Here is a 16,945-nt window from a genome sequence, read left to right on the forward strand (position 1 = left end):
TCCTGGCATCTTGCCGGGAATGCAGCGGTTGTTTTTAGGTGACCGCTGTGTGGATATTAAGCCTTCGCTACACTGGTTTTTTGTAATGAACAGCCCGTTTAAAAATACTGATAGGTGTTTCTCACAGGCAGGTCTTGTGGTTTACAAGGGGCACTTGTGAATGGTCAGTGCTTTTAAAACTTCAGGTCGCTGAATAAAGGGGTTTTGATACGTACATGCCGATCAAAAACTTCGGTGGCTGAGTATGGGAGTAATGATATGTTTAGGTTGTGATTTAAATCAATATGTAAGCGTTTCCAGCATGTTATTAGAAGATCAATAGATAACTCTTTCTGATCTTTTTTGATCTACTTTTTCGTGGGCTAGAATTTTGTTCCTGTACTGAATAGTAATAGCGAATCATCGTTGCCAGGAATGTTGCCATAGTCTTCTACCCTTAGAATATTTAAACGTACATAGTCCAGATATTCCGGTTTCCAGCTTAATGCCAGTTCATATTCAAGGTGTCGCCCCTTGGGGGCCAAATCAATAGCAATGTCACTGAATGCCAGATTATAGCCTTCGTAGCCTGTGGGAAGGGTCAGTGTTGCAGAGCCGTTAGTAAGGCGTAGGGGCTGGGTTACAAAAAATCCATATTGCCATTGTTGTCCAAAGCTTCCCATGAGGCCAGCACTGAAGCTGGTACTGAACAGTTGGCTGCTACTTTTTAACAGGCCTCCCTGCTGTTCTCCATCAGTTCTTGAGTAAAAGTAGCTTAATAATAAATGGGTATTGGTGTTTAATTTGTAGTCGATATTAATGCCGGTAATCAAAGTGTCACTACCGCTATTGAAACTCCAGGCTCCTGAGCCACTGGTGCCAAGCCAGGAGCTGGCCTCTTCCAGGGTTCCCAGTTGCAGATTGGCTGAAACTTCTTTGCCAGGCCAGTAATTAAACGTCGGCGTTGTTAACTGCATGATAAAGCTGGTGGTGTCTAATTCATTGTCGGGTTGCGAGTCCTGGGCACTTCCCTGAAACAAGCCAGCTTGGATATGGTAGCCATCCGGTAATCCCAGAGTGTATTTGATGCCCCTGGATTCCTCATTAAAGTGGCTGTAGGGACTGTTAAAGGCGTTGCTCACTGACAATTGACCTAACCCAGATTCGGCAGAGTTTGGCATGCCAAAATCCAATTCCGGGCTAAACGCAGTGGTTAATTCAATGTGACTTCTTCCTTGGGTAAAGCCCAGGCGGTAGCTGTTTTTGTGAGAGCTGCCTGACAGGGGGGCGCTTTGAAATCGTGTGGTTAGGGTTAACTGACTGTTATTGATGGTGAGTTTTGATGAGTCTGTGCCAAGGCTGCGATGCAGATATTCCAGGGTATTGATGGAATGATCAGGCTCCGTATTTTCCTGATTTTTTATAAGAGCCGTACCGGTGTAGTTAAAGCCGGCATTATCATAGGAGTCAGTGGCAATAAAGTTAACAGAGGCTAAGGCACCATTGATGGCGTTCCCCATGGCTGGTGAAGGGGTTAGCCGGGTTTTCCTGAGGTCATGGCGGTCACCAGCTATGGTGGTGACCTGGGCGACACCAATGAGCTCAGTTGCCCGATCCAGATTTAAAAGACCACGGCCGTAGATGGGATCTGGTCCTGGTTCACCCAGGTCTGTAGCCGTAGTAAAGAGTCGGTTGACAATAGCCTTACTATGGCACTGGGCGGCATTGTAGGCGGAGTTGGCACTATTACAGACGGTGGCAAGGGCATCGGTTTCAGGCAGTCTAATGGTGGGATAGTGTTTTTTCAGAAGTGCCAGACTGCCACTAATGAAGGGGGTTGCCATTGATGTGCCGGTTTGGTGGGCATGCTGGTCATCAGGATAGGTGGATAAAATGTTTGTACCAGGGGCAGCCATACAGAAATTCTGGGCGTCACCACAGGCATGGGATGAATCTGCCAGGGATAGATCAGGAGCGATATTAACGACAGCTATCCATTGCCCTTCAAGGTCTTCTGCAAGGTCTGTGTCGTTATAAATAAGGGGGGCCATTGACTGAATCCCTGCCTGGCTTGTTTCAACAATATTGTTATTGCTGCCATATATATGGTTTCCTGCAGCAACGGCGACGATAAGCCCCTGTTCAAAAGCCTGTTTCGCATCCAGGAACTCCTGACTATCTTCAGTACCCAGCATAAGGTAATTAGGGCTTTTCAGTCTTGAATCACTGTAATTATCAGTGAAGCCAACAACATCCGATGCAACCGTGGCTCGCAGGGCCTCTTCTTCACCCGTAAGAGGGTTGATATCAATGAAAGGTGCCTCAAGGCTTACATTGGCTATATCGGCATTATGGTCAGTGGACCAGCGTAATAGCTCTGACATGCTGGGGAACTGGCCGGGCTGGCAGCTATCAGAAAGATTGGCACATCCCGGAAGAATAGTGGCATCGTGGGCTATCCCGTGGGTACCAAAACCATCTTTTTCTGCGGCTACAATGCCGGCTACATGGGTACCATGGCCGTTGTTATCATCGGGCCCGTGGTGTATGGCGCAATCACCCTCACAGGTATTGATCATATTGCCGTCCAAACTAAGGTGGTCAGCGTCTACCCCTGTATCCAGAATGGAGATGGTCACGCCACCTCCGGCAAACTGGGCAGTATTGGCTGATGAGTTGGAAGCAAGCCCGGCGGTAATGCTTCCTTGATAGACCTGGGCATAGGCATGATCGAGTTTGATCATATCAAAAGCACTGGCATTGACCAGGTATTCACTGGTGCGATAGTGACTGGGGTCTGCTGGATTTGATGAAGGGGGTGTGACCGGGGCAGGGTCAGGCTCCCCGGTATTGTCCAGGCTGCCATCGGAGGGATCATCCAGTTCCGATGAGTTTCCCCCACCACCGCCCAGTGTGGCTGCCGCCGTAAGGGAACCACCGACAACCATTGTCCATAGTCCCACTGTCGGGCTGGTAAGGACAGGGCTTAAAATGCCGCCAATAAAAGAAAAGGGCTGTTTAAAAGGTAAACTTTCTTTGTTGGCTGTATGCTCTATAGCCGTATTTATATTGAAGGCCAGTTCAGGTATTTCTATTTCTGCCATGGCTGTCTGGCAAATGGAAATATCCACAAGCTCCGCTATTTGCTCATTACAAACTTCAGGCGCTACTTCAGGATATTCTTTTTCTGGTAATAAGTATGGTGTGTATGTGCTTGCATAAATTGGATGCACTATGCTTATGGCTGTGAATAACAACCATCGGTTTTTGCAGAAAGCCATTTGCCGATATCCCTGGTCTTTTACTTGAAATCGGCAAAGGCGCTGTAAAATTTACGATAAACAGGCGTTAAAATTTTGCTCCGAGACTCAGAATAAGCAGGGTGTCATCATTACCCTTAATGTTGCCATAATCCTCAACCCGTATGAGGTTTAGCTTTCCGGATACAGGGAACGGATCAGACTCCCAGCCAAGGGCGAATTCATACTCCATATGTCGGCCATCAGGTGTCAGGTGGATTTCAGTTGTGCTATAGGAAAGGTTATTGCCCTGGTAACCTGTTGGTAGCTCAAGTTGACCACTGCCACTATGTACCCGCAGGGGTTGGGTGACGAAAAAGCCATAGTGCCACTTATTATTGTTATTGACCTTTGCTAATAAGCCAGCGCTGAAGCTATCTCCCAAAAGGTGGTCTGAGTAGTCCAGAAGCCCCTGCTGCTGCCGGGCCTTTGTTTTTGTTTGATAATAGCTGAAGAGAGCGTCCAGGTTGTTGTTGATCCGGTAATCCAGGCTAATGCCAACCATAAATGACTGACTGCCCTGATCGGAATTCCATATACCGGAACCATAAGAACCAAGGAGGGACTCTTCCTCCTGCAGGCTACCAAACAACAGTTTTCCTTTAAGCCTGTCGCTGAGAGAGCCGCTGAAGGTTACATCAAAACGGGTGGTTTGGAGGCTGTCCTGTTGTTCATTAAAATAGTCCGACACCGTAGCCTTCTGAAAACGGGTTGTGAGAGTGTAATTGTCAGAAAGCCGCTGTTGATAACTGACACCGTGAGCCTGGTGGCTGAACTGGCTAAGCGGACCACTGAAAGCCTGGCTGGCAACGGGGAGGTTATGATGGTCTTTCAGGCCATAACTTATATTGAGCCGGGCTGAAGGTGTTAAGGTATAGCTAAGCTTATAGCTGCCTGAGGCCAGATCATCATGGTGGTTATTACTGCTATAGCCCAGTGTTAGCCCAGGGCTGAGAGTGGTGGTTGAGAGTGAGTCAGAATACAGGCTGCGATTCAGGTATTGCAGTGTATCAACTCTCTTGTGGGGTGGACTGGCGTCATTGCTGAGGGCACTGCCACTGTAAAGGAAGCCTGCTTTGTCGTAAGAGTCCACAGCAATCAATCTAATACCTGAAAGCTGTCTGGTGATATCGCCATTGATAGCCGGTGATCCATGGAAGTCACTGGTAGAAAGCGTATATGTGGCACCTGAACGGGTTTGTAGCTGAGCTTCGCCTATCAGACTGGTGGCTCCCTCAAGATTGAGTAACCCTTGTCCATAGACAGCGTCTATGCCAGGATCGCCTATATCTGTAGCCGTCGTAAATAGTCTGTTGACAACCGCTTTGCTATGGCACTGTTTGCTATTGTAATGGGCGCTTCCAGAATCACAGAATGAAGCATATTTATGACTGGAAGGTAACTCCAGTCCCGGGAAAGCGCCCGCTACCAAGGCTACCGCTCCGGTAATTTGAGGGGCTGCCATGGAGGTGCCGGAATACTCGGTGTATTGATTTCCTGGAACGGTTGAAGTGATGTTGGTGCCTGGTGCTGCCAGACAAAATTCCGCAGCATCACCGCAGGCATGGGATGAAGAAGACAGACTGCCATCAAGCCGGGTGTTGACGGCAGCAATCCATTGGTATGCAAGATCGTTGGCAATATCGTCCTTAGCATAAATCAGGGGGGCTACAGCCATCACTGAAGGCTGGCTGGTTTCCTGAGACCAGATGTTATAGTTTCCGGCCGCCAGCACAGTAACAAGACCTTTCTCCAGTGCCTGCCTTGCCTGCTGGTATTCACTGCCGGATAAACGATTATAGCTGCCAAACAGGTAGCGTTTCAGGTTTGGGTCATTGTAATTAGTTATACCTCCAGTGACGTCTGATGCCACCTTGGTTCTGTAACCCTGGGTATAGGCATAGCTCATATTCGCTACTGTAGCGCCATTACTTGCTGCCCACTGCATTAATCCCGCATCGCTGACATAGCTGTCGGAGCACCCGCCACCAAGATAGGCACAACCGGGTAACAGGGTGGAATTATAGGCAACACCATGTATACCAAGGCCATTTTTTCGGCCTGCCGCTATACCTGCCACATGACTGCCATGTCCATCCGGGTCCGATGAGCCATAGTGGGTTTGGCATGAGGAAGTTGTCAGACAGTCTTTTTTTATATTGGCGCTGAGATCCACATGGTTACTATCCACACCGGTATCCAGTATGGCGATAGTGATGCCTTCTCCGCCTTGAGTGGCACCATTAGCAGCAGTATTGCTGGTAATATTCCCATTACTGCTATCCCTTCCGATCAGGCTGGCTATATTGGCATAGGCTTCTTTTGCATTGATAACGTTCAGGTCGCTGCGTTTGGAATATTCAACCGTTTCATAGTGAGCCGCTTCTGTTGGATGTACATTGTCATTATTGATGGGGCTTGACTCTGACACGGCTCCGTTGCTACTGCCCGAGCCACTACCGCCACCACCACCGCCTCCTCCTGCTGCCGCGGCAGCAATGCCAGCACCAGCGCCGCTAAGAAGTACCCAGGGGTTGATGCCAGCCCCGGAAAATACCCCGGATAAAAAAGAGAAGCCGAACCTGTGGAAAGACTCATTTTCAACCAAGCAGTCAGCGGTTCCAGAGGGAAGGGGGGGGGTGAGGCACCGCTGTGCCTTTACTGTGTTGTCTACAAAATGGGTTGTTATCGGTTGCTGCAGTACGATGGGAATATCTGGTTTGTGAATGGTGGCGGTTGCTTCAGGGGTAAAGAAATGGGTGGACAGGGTCAGTGTGAATAGACTTTTTAAAGTGGTTGATGTGCAGTCCTTTGTGGTTAGAAAGTGACTGCAGCCAGAGTAGTGCTTTATCATCTGACATCCTTTTCAGCATTTTATTTTTAAAACTCTCGCTATCTATAAAAAAACAAATACATAAAATATTCAACCATTCCCTGTTTTTAACCCGGATACTTGCCTATGCTGTTTGACCTTTCCGCAAGGAAATATCAACTAACTGACCTGTCACAGCTTCCTTATTTATGGCTTTGATAATCAGGCTCGCTGCTTTATCGGCTAATTGTGGCAGGTTTTGGGCGATGGTTGTCAGGGCAAGATGCTGTCTTTCCACAACGCCATCATAGCCAGTAATTTTTAACTGTCCCGGTACATTGATAGACAGGTCTGTGGCTGCGCAGTGGAGTCCGGTGGCCACTTCATCGGAGAAGGAGACGATACCATCAATAGCCATAGTGCCATCAAAAAGCCGGAGTCCAAGGCGGTAAGCATCAAGTACCGGAATGCCGGTTTTATTGTCCAGCGCATGAATCCCGGGGGCAGGAAGACCACGGGTGGCAATGGCGTATTGCATACCGTTAAGTCTTAATCGGGAAAGATCATGATCAAGATGCTGGCATACATAATGTATGTGTTTGCAACCTTGCTGTATTAAGTATTCCGCTGCCCGATAACCGCCCTGGTGATCATTGGATGCCACCCAAAAACCATTGTTTCTTGGATCACCTATGGTGACCAGCGGTAAGTTGTTAGACTCTAGTCGTTTAATTCGGTTGTCGGATTTTTGAAGACCCACCGCTATATACCCTTTACACGGGGGTAGCTGACTTTTTTCTGAGGCGATGGTGATTCTTTTGGCCCGGTATCCCTGATTATGTAGAGCAAACTTCAGCGCTTCATAAACCTTCATGGCAAAAGGGGTATAGGTTTCTGAATCTGTCCCAAGAATAACACCGATATCAAAGAGGCTTTCGCCATGGAGTTGGCGGGCATTGATGCTGGGTCGATAATGGAGTTTTTTACAGGCGGTAAGTACTTTTTGTCGAGCGGTTTCAGAAACATTTTTTTTGCCATTCAAAACCCGGCTCACAGTGGCAATGGAAAGCCCTGCTTCATGGGCTACTTGATAGATAGTTGAACTGCCTTGATCCGCTCTGGCCATTGAATATATAGCACCTGCCTGATGAAAGCAGCCATAGTACCACAATGAACAAAAGTACCTAAAAATAACCGTCAGATGATGTGTATCAACGTGTAATCGTTTCCAGTGCAATCCGTCTATTCACAATGAGGCAGGAGATACAATAATAGTCATTAAGGCTGCTTTGATACCGGAATATCGCCGCCTACAATAATAACGGTCTCAGTGCAGCAACTGGCGGGTCAAAAGAGAGTTAGCGATATGATTAAACGCAAGGCTGATTTCAGTATAGGAAAAGAGTTTAGTGCTGATCAGATTGAGGAAGGTATCCACCGTCATCTGGAGCAGTCTCTTGGCGTGGCCTATGATGAAGCGGGCCCGGCTGAGTATTGGGAAGCCCTGAGTCTCGTAACCCGGGATATTACCCTGGAAAAAACCCGGGAAGGGCGAAAGAAGGAGCAGGAAAGCAAAGCCCGGCGTGTGTACTACCTTTCCCTTGAATTTCTGGTGGGCCGTTTACTGGGTAACAACTTGCATAATCTTGGGATATACAGGCAGGCAGAAGAAGCCCTTGCCAGAAAAGGGATAAACCTCACCGATGTTTTAGAGCAGGAAGCGGACCCTGGACTGGGTAATGGTGGCCTGGGTCGTTTAGCGGCATGTTTCCTGGATTCCCTGACAACACTTAACCTGCCTGCCTTTGGTTACGGTATTAATTACCGCTTTGGGTTATTTAAACAAAGTTTTGTGGGTGGCAGGCAGGTAGAAAGCCCTGATATCTGGCGGGAAGATGGCTGTCCTTCAGGTATCGAGCGGCCCATGCGCAAGCAAACCGTAAAACTCTATGGTGGTGTTCGCGAGCAGGCCGGTAAAGTAGTCTGGGAAGATACTGTTGAGATAGAGGGCATTCCTTGGGATGTTCCTGTCACTGGCTATAATACCGGAACGGTTAATACCTTAAGGCTTTGGGAAGGAAGGGCCCGTGGTGGCTTTGACCTGACCAGTTTTGATGCAGGCCGTTACCAGGATTCCCGTTCCCGTGAGGTGGAAGCAGAGAATATCAGCCAGGTGCTCTACCCCAATGATAACCACTATCAGGGAAAGGCGCTGCGCCTGATTCAGCAGTACTTTTTTGTGGCCTGTTCCCTTGCGGACCTGATTGCCCGCTATAAGAAGGAAAATAACGGTTGGGAACACTTCGCCGAAAAAGTGGCTATTCAGTTAAACGATACCCATCCGGCAATCGCTGTACCTGAATTGATGCGTCTGCTGATTGATGAAGAAGATTTTGTGTTCAGCAAGGCACTGGAACTCTGTCGTAAAGTCTTTAGTTACACTAACCACACGCTACTGCCAGAAGCCCTGGAAAAATGGCCTGTGGGCTTAATAGCCCAGGTTTTACCACGGCATATGCAGCTTATCCATCTGATTAACTATCACTTCCTGAATGATGAGGTGGAGGCTGAGTGGCCTGGTGATAACCAGGTTAAGCGTCGCCTTTCCATCATTGAGGAGCCGGAACATCCCGGCGATGACCAGATGGTTCGAATGGCTTATCTCTCTGTGGTGGGTAGTCATAAGGTGAACGGTGTTGCAGCCCTGCATTCCCGATTGGTTCAGGAGCAGCTATTCCCCGAGTTTCATAAACTCTGGCCCAATAAAATTGTCAACGTCACCAATGGTGTTACACCAAGGCGCTGGCTGGCGTACTGTAATCCGGAACTGGCATCTCTCATTGATGAAACCGTGGAGGGTGACTGGCGTAGTGAACTGCATCGACTGGAACAGATGCGCAGCCATGCCGACGACCCGGCCTTTCAGAAGCGTTTTGCCGCGATTAAGAGGAATAACAAGGTTCAGTTAGCCGCAGTCATCAAAGAACTGTGCGGAGTGGAGGTCAGCCCTGATGCCATTTTTGACGTTCAGATAAAGCGCTTGCATGAATACAAGCGACAGCAGATGAATTTATTGCACATCATGGCGCTGTATCGAAGACTGCTTGAGAACCCTGATCTTGATGTTCCTCAACGTGTCTTTATTTTTGGTGCAAAGGCGGCTCCAGGCTATAAGGTAGCCAAGACCATTATTCATGCCATTAATAGTTTGGCGGAGCGTGTCAATCATGATCGCCGTATCCGTGGCAAGTTAAAGGTAGTGTTTTTACCCAACTACCGGGTGAGCCTGGCAGAAAAAATTATCCCGGCTGCCGATGTGTCTGAACAGATATCCACTGCCGGTTTTGAGGCATCCGGCACCGGCAATATGAAGATGGCCCTTAACGGGGCCTTGACCATTGGCACTTTGGATGGTGCCAATGTGGAAATCGCCGAAGAGGTGGGTGACGAGAATATCTTCATCTTTGGGCTCACCGTTGAGGAAGTCAGTGAACTGCGTCGTCGGGGCTATAATCCAAGAGATATCTATCATCGCTCTGAAGAGTTAAGGGCAGTGATTGACTGGCTGGCCTCTGATGACCTGTGTCCCGACGAACATGCCGCCTTTAAGCCACTGGTGGAGGCATTGCTGGATCGTGGTGACTACTTCCTGACGCTGGCGGACTTTACGGCTTACAGTGAAGCTCACCAGCGAATAGTGGAGGCCTGGAAAGAACCGTCCCGCTGGTGGAAAATGGCCATTATAAATTCAGCCTCTATGGGTAAGTTCTCGTCAGACCGCTCCATAATGGATTATGCCCGGACTATCTGGAATATGGCCTGATATCTAATTATCCGATTCTTTTTTTAAACACGGAGACACAGAGGTGCAGAGTTTTTATATCTTTAAATTATAAATCTCTGTATCTTTGTACCTCCGTGGTTAATAAAAAAACTTTCTCCATGGTATCGAGCATACGGAAGTACATAAGGTAAGTGATCTGCTCGATCACTGTCAGGGGGGCATAAGAACTCTTCCCAGAGTTTATCGATTTTGCTTTTCAGCTCGCCTGTGATCATGGCTGTATATTGTCTCAAGGTAAAATAAAAAAGGCTGGAGTTATCGACCCAGTGCGAAGAATAACGTTGCCAGGGGTTCATTGATATAGTAGTTATTGCGACCCATTTTCTGTTTTCTCAGAAAACCTTTCTTACACAATAAGTCCAGGTATTTGGTGGCGGTCTGTCGGCTAACCCCTAGGTCACGCTCGATAAACTCAATTTTGGTATAGGGATGGCAGAACAGGTTATTCAGTAAGTCCTGACTGTAGATTTTTGGCAGCTCATCACGAATGCGATGTTTAACGGACTGCATTTGGTCACGAATCTGCTCAATGAGCCGGGTGGTTTCCCGGGACGTTTCCTCTATCGCGGATAACATATAGAGTAACCAGCCTTCCCAGTCCTGGTGATTTCTTACCGCTTGAAGCCGCTGATAGTATTGCGATTTATTTCGAATAATGTAGCGGCTCAGATAGAGAACAGGAATATCCAATAGCTGCTGGGCGACCAGGTAGAGAATATTAATGATTCGCCCGGTGCGGCCATTGCCATCATAAAAAGGGTGGATACTCTCAAACTGGAAGTGGATTACCGCCATTTTTACCAGGGGGTCGTTGTCGGACAAATTGCTGTCATTAATGTAAGTCACCAGGTTGGCCATGAGTGACTCAACTATTTCCGGGGTTTGTGGCGGGGTATAGATCACTTCGCCAGTATGCATATTCTTGAGTTCAGTACCGGGCAGCTTGCGGAAACCTGCCCGGTTCTCTTCCAGTGCCTGCTGCATATCGAGGATATCCTGAAGCCTGAGCAACCCTGTTGCTTTGACTGTTTTAAACCCGAGGTTAAGGGCTGCAACGTAGCTTTTGACCTCTTTGGCACCGAGACTGTAGGTGCTGCCTGCAATATTGTCATCCCTGAACAGTTCATCATGGGTGGTGACGATATTTTCCACTTCAGAACTGTCTTTTGCCTCTTGCAGAGCCAATGTGCTGACCAGGATGGCTTCATTGGGAATGGAGCGCACAATGCCTTTCAGTTCTGCAAGGTGACGATGGGCCCTGGCCAGCTGTTTCAAGACAGCCTGTGTTTCCAGTTGTGTCTCCTGATCCACAGGAAGGTGGGTTGGCTGATAGGTCACTGGCTCTCCAGATAGCTATGCGTTAGTGGTGTTTTCTGTACATGTCAGCACGATATGTATAGAAAATGAGGTTTTTCTATATCTATTCATATCAACATGTATAAAAAAACATTGTTTTCTATACATGTTTTATCAAAGTATACAAAATTGCCCTCTTTTGTGTATATATCATCTCCATGGACTTCCCTGTACCGGCTGCAAGACAACGCTATACCGAGAGCAGGCCCGTACTCACGGAAAAGCTGTCCATAATATCCTTAATTGCCATGGGAACGATTTTGTCCCTGTTGGTATAAAGGGGGGGCTGGACGGCAATCATATCCCTGTCAAAATGAATGGCATGCCCCTGGCCCGAACGGGTCTTTGCATAACCGTTTTTCCCTGCCAGTCATCTGTCAAAATTTCACTTTCTAAATAGATCGCCATAGACGTTGTAGATGAAACGGTGGGATTCATGGGCAACAATCAGATCGAAATAGCGCACATCGAATTGATCCATAATGTTCATCATGCCGGGGTAGGTGGCAATGAGTATGCGGGAGTTGTCCTGGTATTTTTAATCCGTTCTGCCTACCACATAAATGGGATCATTAATAAACTCGTTGTAAGCATTACGAACCTGTTTGCGCAATGCTTTCCGGTCGCACAGGAACAGTACCCGCTTGGCCCTGCGGGCATCCAGCAGCAGTTTGGCAAGGGTAAAAACCTGCACAGAATGTCTGGATACTTCATTTTTTGGGTAGGATAATTTTTTCTGCTTAGCCGGGAAAATATGAAACTGTTGATCAATACTATCTGGTATCCCGAGGGCTATCAGGATTTTATTATTCCGGAGAAGTGATTTCTTAAATAGGGGTGGATTCAGGTAAAACGCCCTAGTATATACACATATCACTGCTTTATAAATCCGTATTTTTAATCGGTGATTTGCTTATAAATAGGCGGTATTTTATAGATCTACTGACGTGTAGTCCATTACTTTCCTGACATGTTCTGATCGTGTCTGTGATAATCGCTCCCGTTTGTTGTTAACCTTTGTGCTTGTTCTGGGGATAACCTATGCATCCGCTTGCCGGTCAGCCTGCGACCGATGACCTTCTTGTTAATATTCCACGTCTGGTCAGCGATTACTACACTGTAAGTCCTGAGCCGGAAAATGATGCTCATAAGGTGGCATTTGGTACTTCAGGGCATCGGGGAAGCTCATTCAGATCAACATTTAATGAAACCCATATTCTGGCCATTAGCCAGGCAATTTGCGACTATCGGCACAAGCAGGGCATTACCGGTCCCCTTTATGTGGGTATGGATACCCATGCGCTGTCTGAGCCTGCCTTGATCAGTGCTGTAGAGGTATTTGCCGCCAATGGTGTGGACGTTGTGATTCAGCAAGGCAGAGGTTATACACCCACACCTGTAATTTCCCATGCCATTGTCAGCTATAACCGGGCTAATAGCCGCAAAGCGGATGGTGTGGTGATTACACCGTCCCATAACCCGCCTGAAGATGGCGGTTTTAAATATAACCCTCCCCATGGTGGGCCTGCCGGGACAGAGGTTACCCGGTGGATTGAGCAGCGGGCTAATGACTTGATTGCTGATCGGCTGGCTGCGGTGAAAAGAACAACATTTGCCAGGGCCATGGCGTCAGGAGCTGTTAAGGAATATGACTATATCACCCCCTATGTTCATGATCTGGAGCAGGTGGTGGATATGGCGGCTATTCGTGAAGCCGGATTGAAAATTGGTGTGGATCCGCTGGGTGGTTCCGGTCTGCACTACTGGGAACCCATCGCTGAACACTACGGCTTAAACCTGGAAATGGTTAGCCGGAAAATTGATCCAACGTTTTCTTTTATGCATGTGGATAAGGATGGCAAGATCCGTATGGACTGCTCTTCCGCCTGTGCCATGGCTGGCTTAATCAAGCTCAAGGATCAGTTTGATATTGCCTTTGGTAATGACCCTGACTTTGATCGTCATGGCATTGTTACCCGACAGTTTGGGCTGCTGAACCCTAATCATTATCTGGCGGTTGCCATTGATTACCTCTATCGCCACCGTAAGGGTTGGCCGACACAGGCTCGGATCGGCAAAACCCTGGTATCCAGTGGCATGATTGATCGTGTAGCGGGAGGACTTGGACGACAGATCGCTGAAGTACCCGTGGGCTTCAAATGGTTTGTGGATGGCCTGGCCACAGGTGAGATGGCCTTTGGTGGTGAAGAGAGTGCCGGGGCAGCCTTCCTGCGCAGGGATGGTAAAACCTGGTGTACTGATAAAGACGGCTTCATTCTGGCATTGCTTGCGGCAGAAATTACCGCGGTGACGGGCAAAGACCCGGGTGAACATTATCAGTCACTGACTGAACGTTATGGGGCTCCTGTCTATCAACGTATTGAGGCCCCTGCCAATGACCAGCAGAAAAAAATATTGGCGGCATTAAGTCCTGATCAGGTTAAGGCAGATAAGCTGGCTGGCGATCCTATCAAAGAAAAACTGACTCATGCGCCAGGAAATAATGCAGCTATTGGTGGCCTGAAGGTTGTCACCGATAACGGCTGGTTTGCGGCTCGTCCTTCCGGTACCGAGTCTGTTTATAAGATTTACACAGAAAGCTTTGAGGGAGAGCAACACCTTCAGAAAATTCAGGCTGAAGCGAAAGCGATTGTGTCTGAGGTGTTTGAGTCTGCTTCAAAATAATAAGTATCCGTTCAGGCTGTATTCATTGATTTAAACAACAGTTATTACAGCCTGAAATGGGGGGACTTTGTCCAATTTTTGGGCAAATGTACTCTAGTACAGCACCCTACCTAAAACATAAATATCCGTACGGGTGCGCTGTTATAAAAAGTTAAATAATTAAACGAAAATTAAAAAATCGGGAGTATTAACATGTCATCAGTATTATCCATGATACTGGCTGGGGGCGCAGGAACACGGTTGGCACCGCTGACAGAGCAGCGAGCGAAACCCGCTGTACCCTTTGGGGGCCAGTACCGGATTATTGATTTTGTATTGAGTAATTTTGTGAACTCCGACCTTCACAAAATTTATCTGGTTACACAGTTTAAATCACACTCTTTAAGCAAGCATCTTCAGCGCTGCTGGCGAATTGCGGGACTGTCTGACAAGTTTATTGATACCCTGCCTGCACAAATGTGGACGGGAGGGGATTGGTACCAGGGGACAGCGGATGCTATTTATCAGAATATCCACCATATTGAGTCCCATAATCCGGATATGGTCTGTGTATTTGGCGGTGATCATATTTACACCATGGATGTCCGGCAGATGGTCACCTACCACGAGCAGAATAATGCCGATCTGACCGTTGCTGCCATTCCGGTACCTGTTGATCAGGCCCACCAGTTTGGTGTTATCGAAGTTGATGACAATGGACGTATGATTGGTTTTGAGGAAAAACCTACATCCAATCCCAAAACCATGCCAGGCAATCCCAATTATGTGCTGGCTTCTATGGGGAACTATGTCTTTAACAAAGAGTGTCTGGTTCGAGAGCTTAAAGCCAATAGTGAGGATGCGGGGTCGTCTCATGATTTTGGTAAGGATATTATTCCGTCCCTTTATCCAAGGGCGAAGGTGATGGTCTATGACTTTACCACTAATGTGATTCCCGGCGATCACAATGATGGTTACTGGAGAGATGTTGGCACCATTGACTCCTACTGGCAGTCTAATATGGATTTTCTGTCTGAAAAACCTCCGATTAATTTGCATAACCAGCAGTGGCCTATTAACACCTATATACCGCCTTATCCACCTGCACTGATTGCCTATGACCGGGAGATACGTGCAGGCCAGATCAACAATTCCATGGTGGGTACGGGTTGTATTTTCAATGATGTCTTTATGGATAACTCTGTGGTTGGATACAACGTGGCTATGGGGAATAAGGCCAGCATCTCTGACTCTGTTATTTTGCCCAATGTAAAAATTGGTGAGGGTGCCGTGATTCACAGGGCAATCGTTGATAAACGGGTTGAAATTGCACCAGGCGCTAAAGTAGGTGTGAACCTGGAACAAGACCGCAAACGATTTACTGTGACTGATTCGGGATTGGTTGTAGTACCAAGAGGAATGAAGGTTGGCTTCTGAACTGAAGATTCTTTTTGCCGTCTCTGAACTGGCAGGTATTGTTAAAACCGGGGGGCTGGCCGATGCGGTTGGCGCCCTGGCGCCTGCCATGATTAAGCAGGGGCATGATGTGCGTGTGATAATGCCGGCTTACCGGTCAACATTCACAAGCCTCGACTCTAAGGTTATTGCCTGTGGTGAAGTGGCAATTAATTACCATCAGCGGATAGGCTTTGCCCTGAGGCAAGCCTGTTTTGATGGAATTGTCGTTTATTTGATTGAGCACAATGATTATTTTCACCGGGCCGGGCTTTATGGTGAGCACGGCCAGGGTTATGGCGATAATAGCCAGCGTTTTGCTTTCTTCAGTAAGGCAGTGCTGGCAGCCTGTCAGCTGATTGATTTCTCGCCTGATGTGATTCATTGCCATGACTGGCAAACAGCATTATTGCCCTATTATTTGAAAGTGGATGAGTGCAAAACACCCTTTTTCAACAACACCGGCACGGTACTGACCATTCATAATGCGGCCTACCAACAGCATACCGGCAGCCATTTAATGGATGAGCTGGGCATCGCCTGGCGCTATTTTAATGCGGCCTGTTTTGAAGACTGTGGGCAAATTAATTTGCTCAAGGGCGGTATCGCTTTTGCGGATAGAGTAACAACGGTCAGTCCAACCTATGCTGAGGAACTGTTAACCGAAGAAGGCGGTCATGGTTTGGTTGATAGTTTCCGGCGTCGGCACCGGGATCTTTACGGTATTCTTAATGGTTGTGACTACCGGCACTGGGACCCTGCCACTGATGAATTAATTCCGGCAACCTTTTCCAAAGAGGTTATGCAAGGGAAAGCCGTCTGTAAAAGCGCATTGCAGGATCGACTGAATTTACCCGTGGATGATGGCAAGCCTGTTTTTGGCCTGGTTAGCCGGTTGGCGGATCAAAAAGGCTTTAGTTTTTTAATGCCTGCCTTGCAGCGTATTCTTCGTGAAAATATACAGCTGGTTTTACTGGGGTCAGGAGACAGGGCGATTGCGGAAGAATTGCAATGGTTCGCTGAGCGGTATCCGGACAAATGTCGTTTTATCAATGGTTTTGATAATGGCTTAGCGCACTGGATAGAGGCGGGCAGTGACTTTTTCCTGATGCCATCGCTCTTTGAACCCTGCGGTCTAAACCAGATGTATAGCCTGAAATATGGCACCTTGCCTATTGTCAGGGCTGTTGGCGGCCTGAAAGACACGGTGGAGGCTTATGGTGACAAAGGCGAGCAAGGAACGGGGTTTGTTTTTGAACAACCCTGTGCGCCTGATTTAATAGCCTGTCTCTATCGAGCTCTCAGGGTTTATGGGGATGCCCGGATATTTAGACAGTTGCAGCAAAATGCCATGAGCCAGACCTTCACCTGGGAAGAGTCTGCCGCTGCTTACTGTGACATCTACCACTCAATCAACTAAAAAGGAGCCTTAACGTTGGGAGTTAACCAGTACCGGGAAGCTATCCATACGGCTCTCGAGTAAGCTGAAACACCCGTATGCATTCCCGGCATATGCCGGGAGTTAGGTGCAGAGGT

Annotated in this window: 9 protein-coding genes; 5 read left to right on the forward strand and 4 right to left on the reverse strand. The window is 47.9% G+C overall.

All coding sequences use genetic code 11. The annotated features are described in order from the left end of the window. Nucleotides 1-362: 362 nt before the first annotated feature. From MJ595_RS08455 to MJ595_RS08465, 3 genes are all read right to left on the reverse strand, one after another. Nucleotides 363-3,260 carry a S8 family serine peptidase gene (locus tag MJ595_RS08455; protein ID WP_263082016.1) on the reverse strand — a complete coding sequence of 966 codons (2,898 nt, stop codon included), beginning with the start codon at nucleotides 3,258-3,260 and terminating at the stop codon, nucleotides 363-365. Nucleotides 3,261-3,327: 67 nt separating this feature from the next. Next, on the reverse strand, nucleotides 3,328-6,132 hold the full coding sequence (locus tag MJ595_RS08460) for a S8 family serine peptidase (RefSeq protein ID WP_263082017.1): 2,805 nt from the start codon (nucleotides 6,130-6,132) through the stop codon (nucleotides 3,328-3,330). A gap of 103 nt (nucleotides 6,133-6,235) precedes the next feature. Further along, the gene (locus MJ595_RS08465) at nucleotides 6,236-7,216 is read right to left on the reverse strand and encodes a LacI family transcriptional regulator (RefSeq protein ID WP_263082020.1); all 981 of its coding nucleotides are present in this window, start codon (nucleotides 7,214-7,216) and stop codon (nucleotides 6,236-6,238) included. A 240-nt stretch (nucleotides 7,217-7,456) separates the two neighbouring features. Here MJ595_RS08465 and MJ595_RS08470 point away from each other — a divergent pair, with 240 nt between their 5' ends. After that, on the forward strand, nucleotides 7,457-9,913 hold the full coding sequence (locus MJ595_RS08470) for a glycogen/starch/alpha-glucan phosphorylase (RefSeq protein ID WP_263082021.1): 2,457 nt from the start codon (nucleotides 7,457-7,459) through the stop codon (nucleotides 9,911-9,913). A 276-nt stretch (nucleotides 9,914-10,189) separates the two neighbouring features. Here the strand turns inward: MJ595_RS08470 and MJ595_RS08475 are convergent, their stop codons facing one another. Beyond that, nucleotides 10,190-11,272, reverse strand: a complete 1,083-nt coding sequence (locus MJ595_RS08475; protein WP_263082022.1) for a Fic family protein — start codon at nucleotides 11,270-11,272, stop codon at nucleotides 10,190-10,192. Between the two features lie 454 nt (nucleotides 11,273-11,726). Here MJ595_RS08475 and MJ595_RS08480 point away from each other — a divergent pair, with 454 nt between their 5' ends. The 4 genes from MJ595_RS08480 (at nucleotide 11,727) to glgA (ending at nucleotide 16,829) form a co-directional block, all read left to right on the forward strand. After that, the gene (locus tag MJ595_RS08480) at nucleotides 11,727-12,020 is read left to right on the forward strand and encodes a hypothetical protein (RefSeq protein ID WP_263082023.1); all 294 of its coding nucleotides are present in this window, start codon (nucleotides 11,727-11,729) and stop codon (nucleotides 12,018-12,020) included. Nucleotides 12,021-12,331: 311 nt separating this feature from the next. Next, nucleotides 12,332-13,975 (forward strand): phosphoglucomutase (alpha-D-glucose-1,6-bisphosphate-dependent), encoded by a 1,644-nt coding sequence (pgm, locus tag MJ595_RS08485; protein ID WP_263082024.1) that lies wholly within the window; start codon nucleotides 12,332-12,334, stop codon nucleotides 13,973-13,975. A 192-nt stretch (nucleotides 13,976-14,167) separates the two neighbouring features. Further along, on the forward strand, nucleotides 14,168-15,391 hold the full coding sequence (glgC, locus tag MJ595_RS08490) for a glucose-1-phosphate adenylyltransferase (RefSeq protein ID WP_263082025.1): 1,224 nt from the start codon (nucleotides 14,168-14,170) through the stop codon (nucleotides 15,389-15,391). Continuing rightward, a complete protein-coding gene (gene glgA / locus MJ595_RS08495) occupies nucleotides 15,381-16,829 on the forward strand; it encodes a glycogen synthase GlgA (protein WP_263082026.1) in 1,449 nt (482 codons plus the stop codon). The genes glgC and glgA overlap by 11 nt, the downstream gene beginning before the upstream one ends. The last annotated feature ends 116 nt before the right edge of the window (nucleotides 16,830-16,945 follow it).

This window comes from Endozoicomonas sp. Mp262 (assembly GCF_025643335.1).
In the GTDB taxonomy this organism is placed as follows: domain Bacteria; phylum Pseudomonadota; class Gammaproteobacteria; order Pseudomonadales; family Endozoicomonadaceae; genus Endonucleibacter.

Excerpts from the sequence above, each read along its gene's own strand:
- MJ595_RS08455 (WP_263082016.1), bottom strand. The coding sequence starts at position 3,260 with ATGGCTTTCTGCAAAAACCGATGGTTGTTATTCACAGCCATAAGCATA.
- MJ595_RS08460 (WP_263082017.1), bottom strand. The coding sequence starts at position 6,132 with ATGATAAAGCACTACTCTGGCTGCAGTCACTTTCTAACCACAAAGGAC.
- MJ595_RS08465 (WP_263082020.1), bottom strand. The coding sequence starts at position 7,216 with ATGGCCAGAGCGGATCAAGGCAGTTCAACTATCTATCAAGTAGCCCAT.
- MJ595_RS08470 (WP_263082021.1), top strand. The coding sequence starts at position 7,457 with ATGATTAAACGCAAGGCTGATTTCAGTATAGGAAAAGAGTTTAGTGCT.
- MJ595_RS08480 (WP_263082023.1), top strand. The coding sequence starts at position 11,727 with ATGGGCAACAATCAGATCGAAATAGCGCACATCGAATTGATCCATAAT.
- pgm (WP_263082024.1), top strand. The coding sequence starts at position 12,332 with ATGCATCCGCTTGCCGGTCAGCCTGCGACCGATGACCTTCTTGTTAAT.
- glgC (WP_263082025.1), top strand. The coding sequence starts at position 14,168 with ATGTCATCAGTATTATCCATGATACTGGCTGGGGGCGCAGGAACACGG.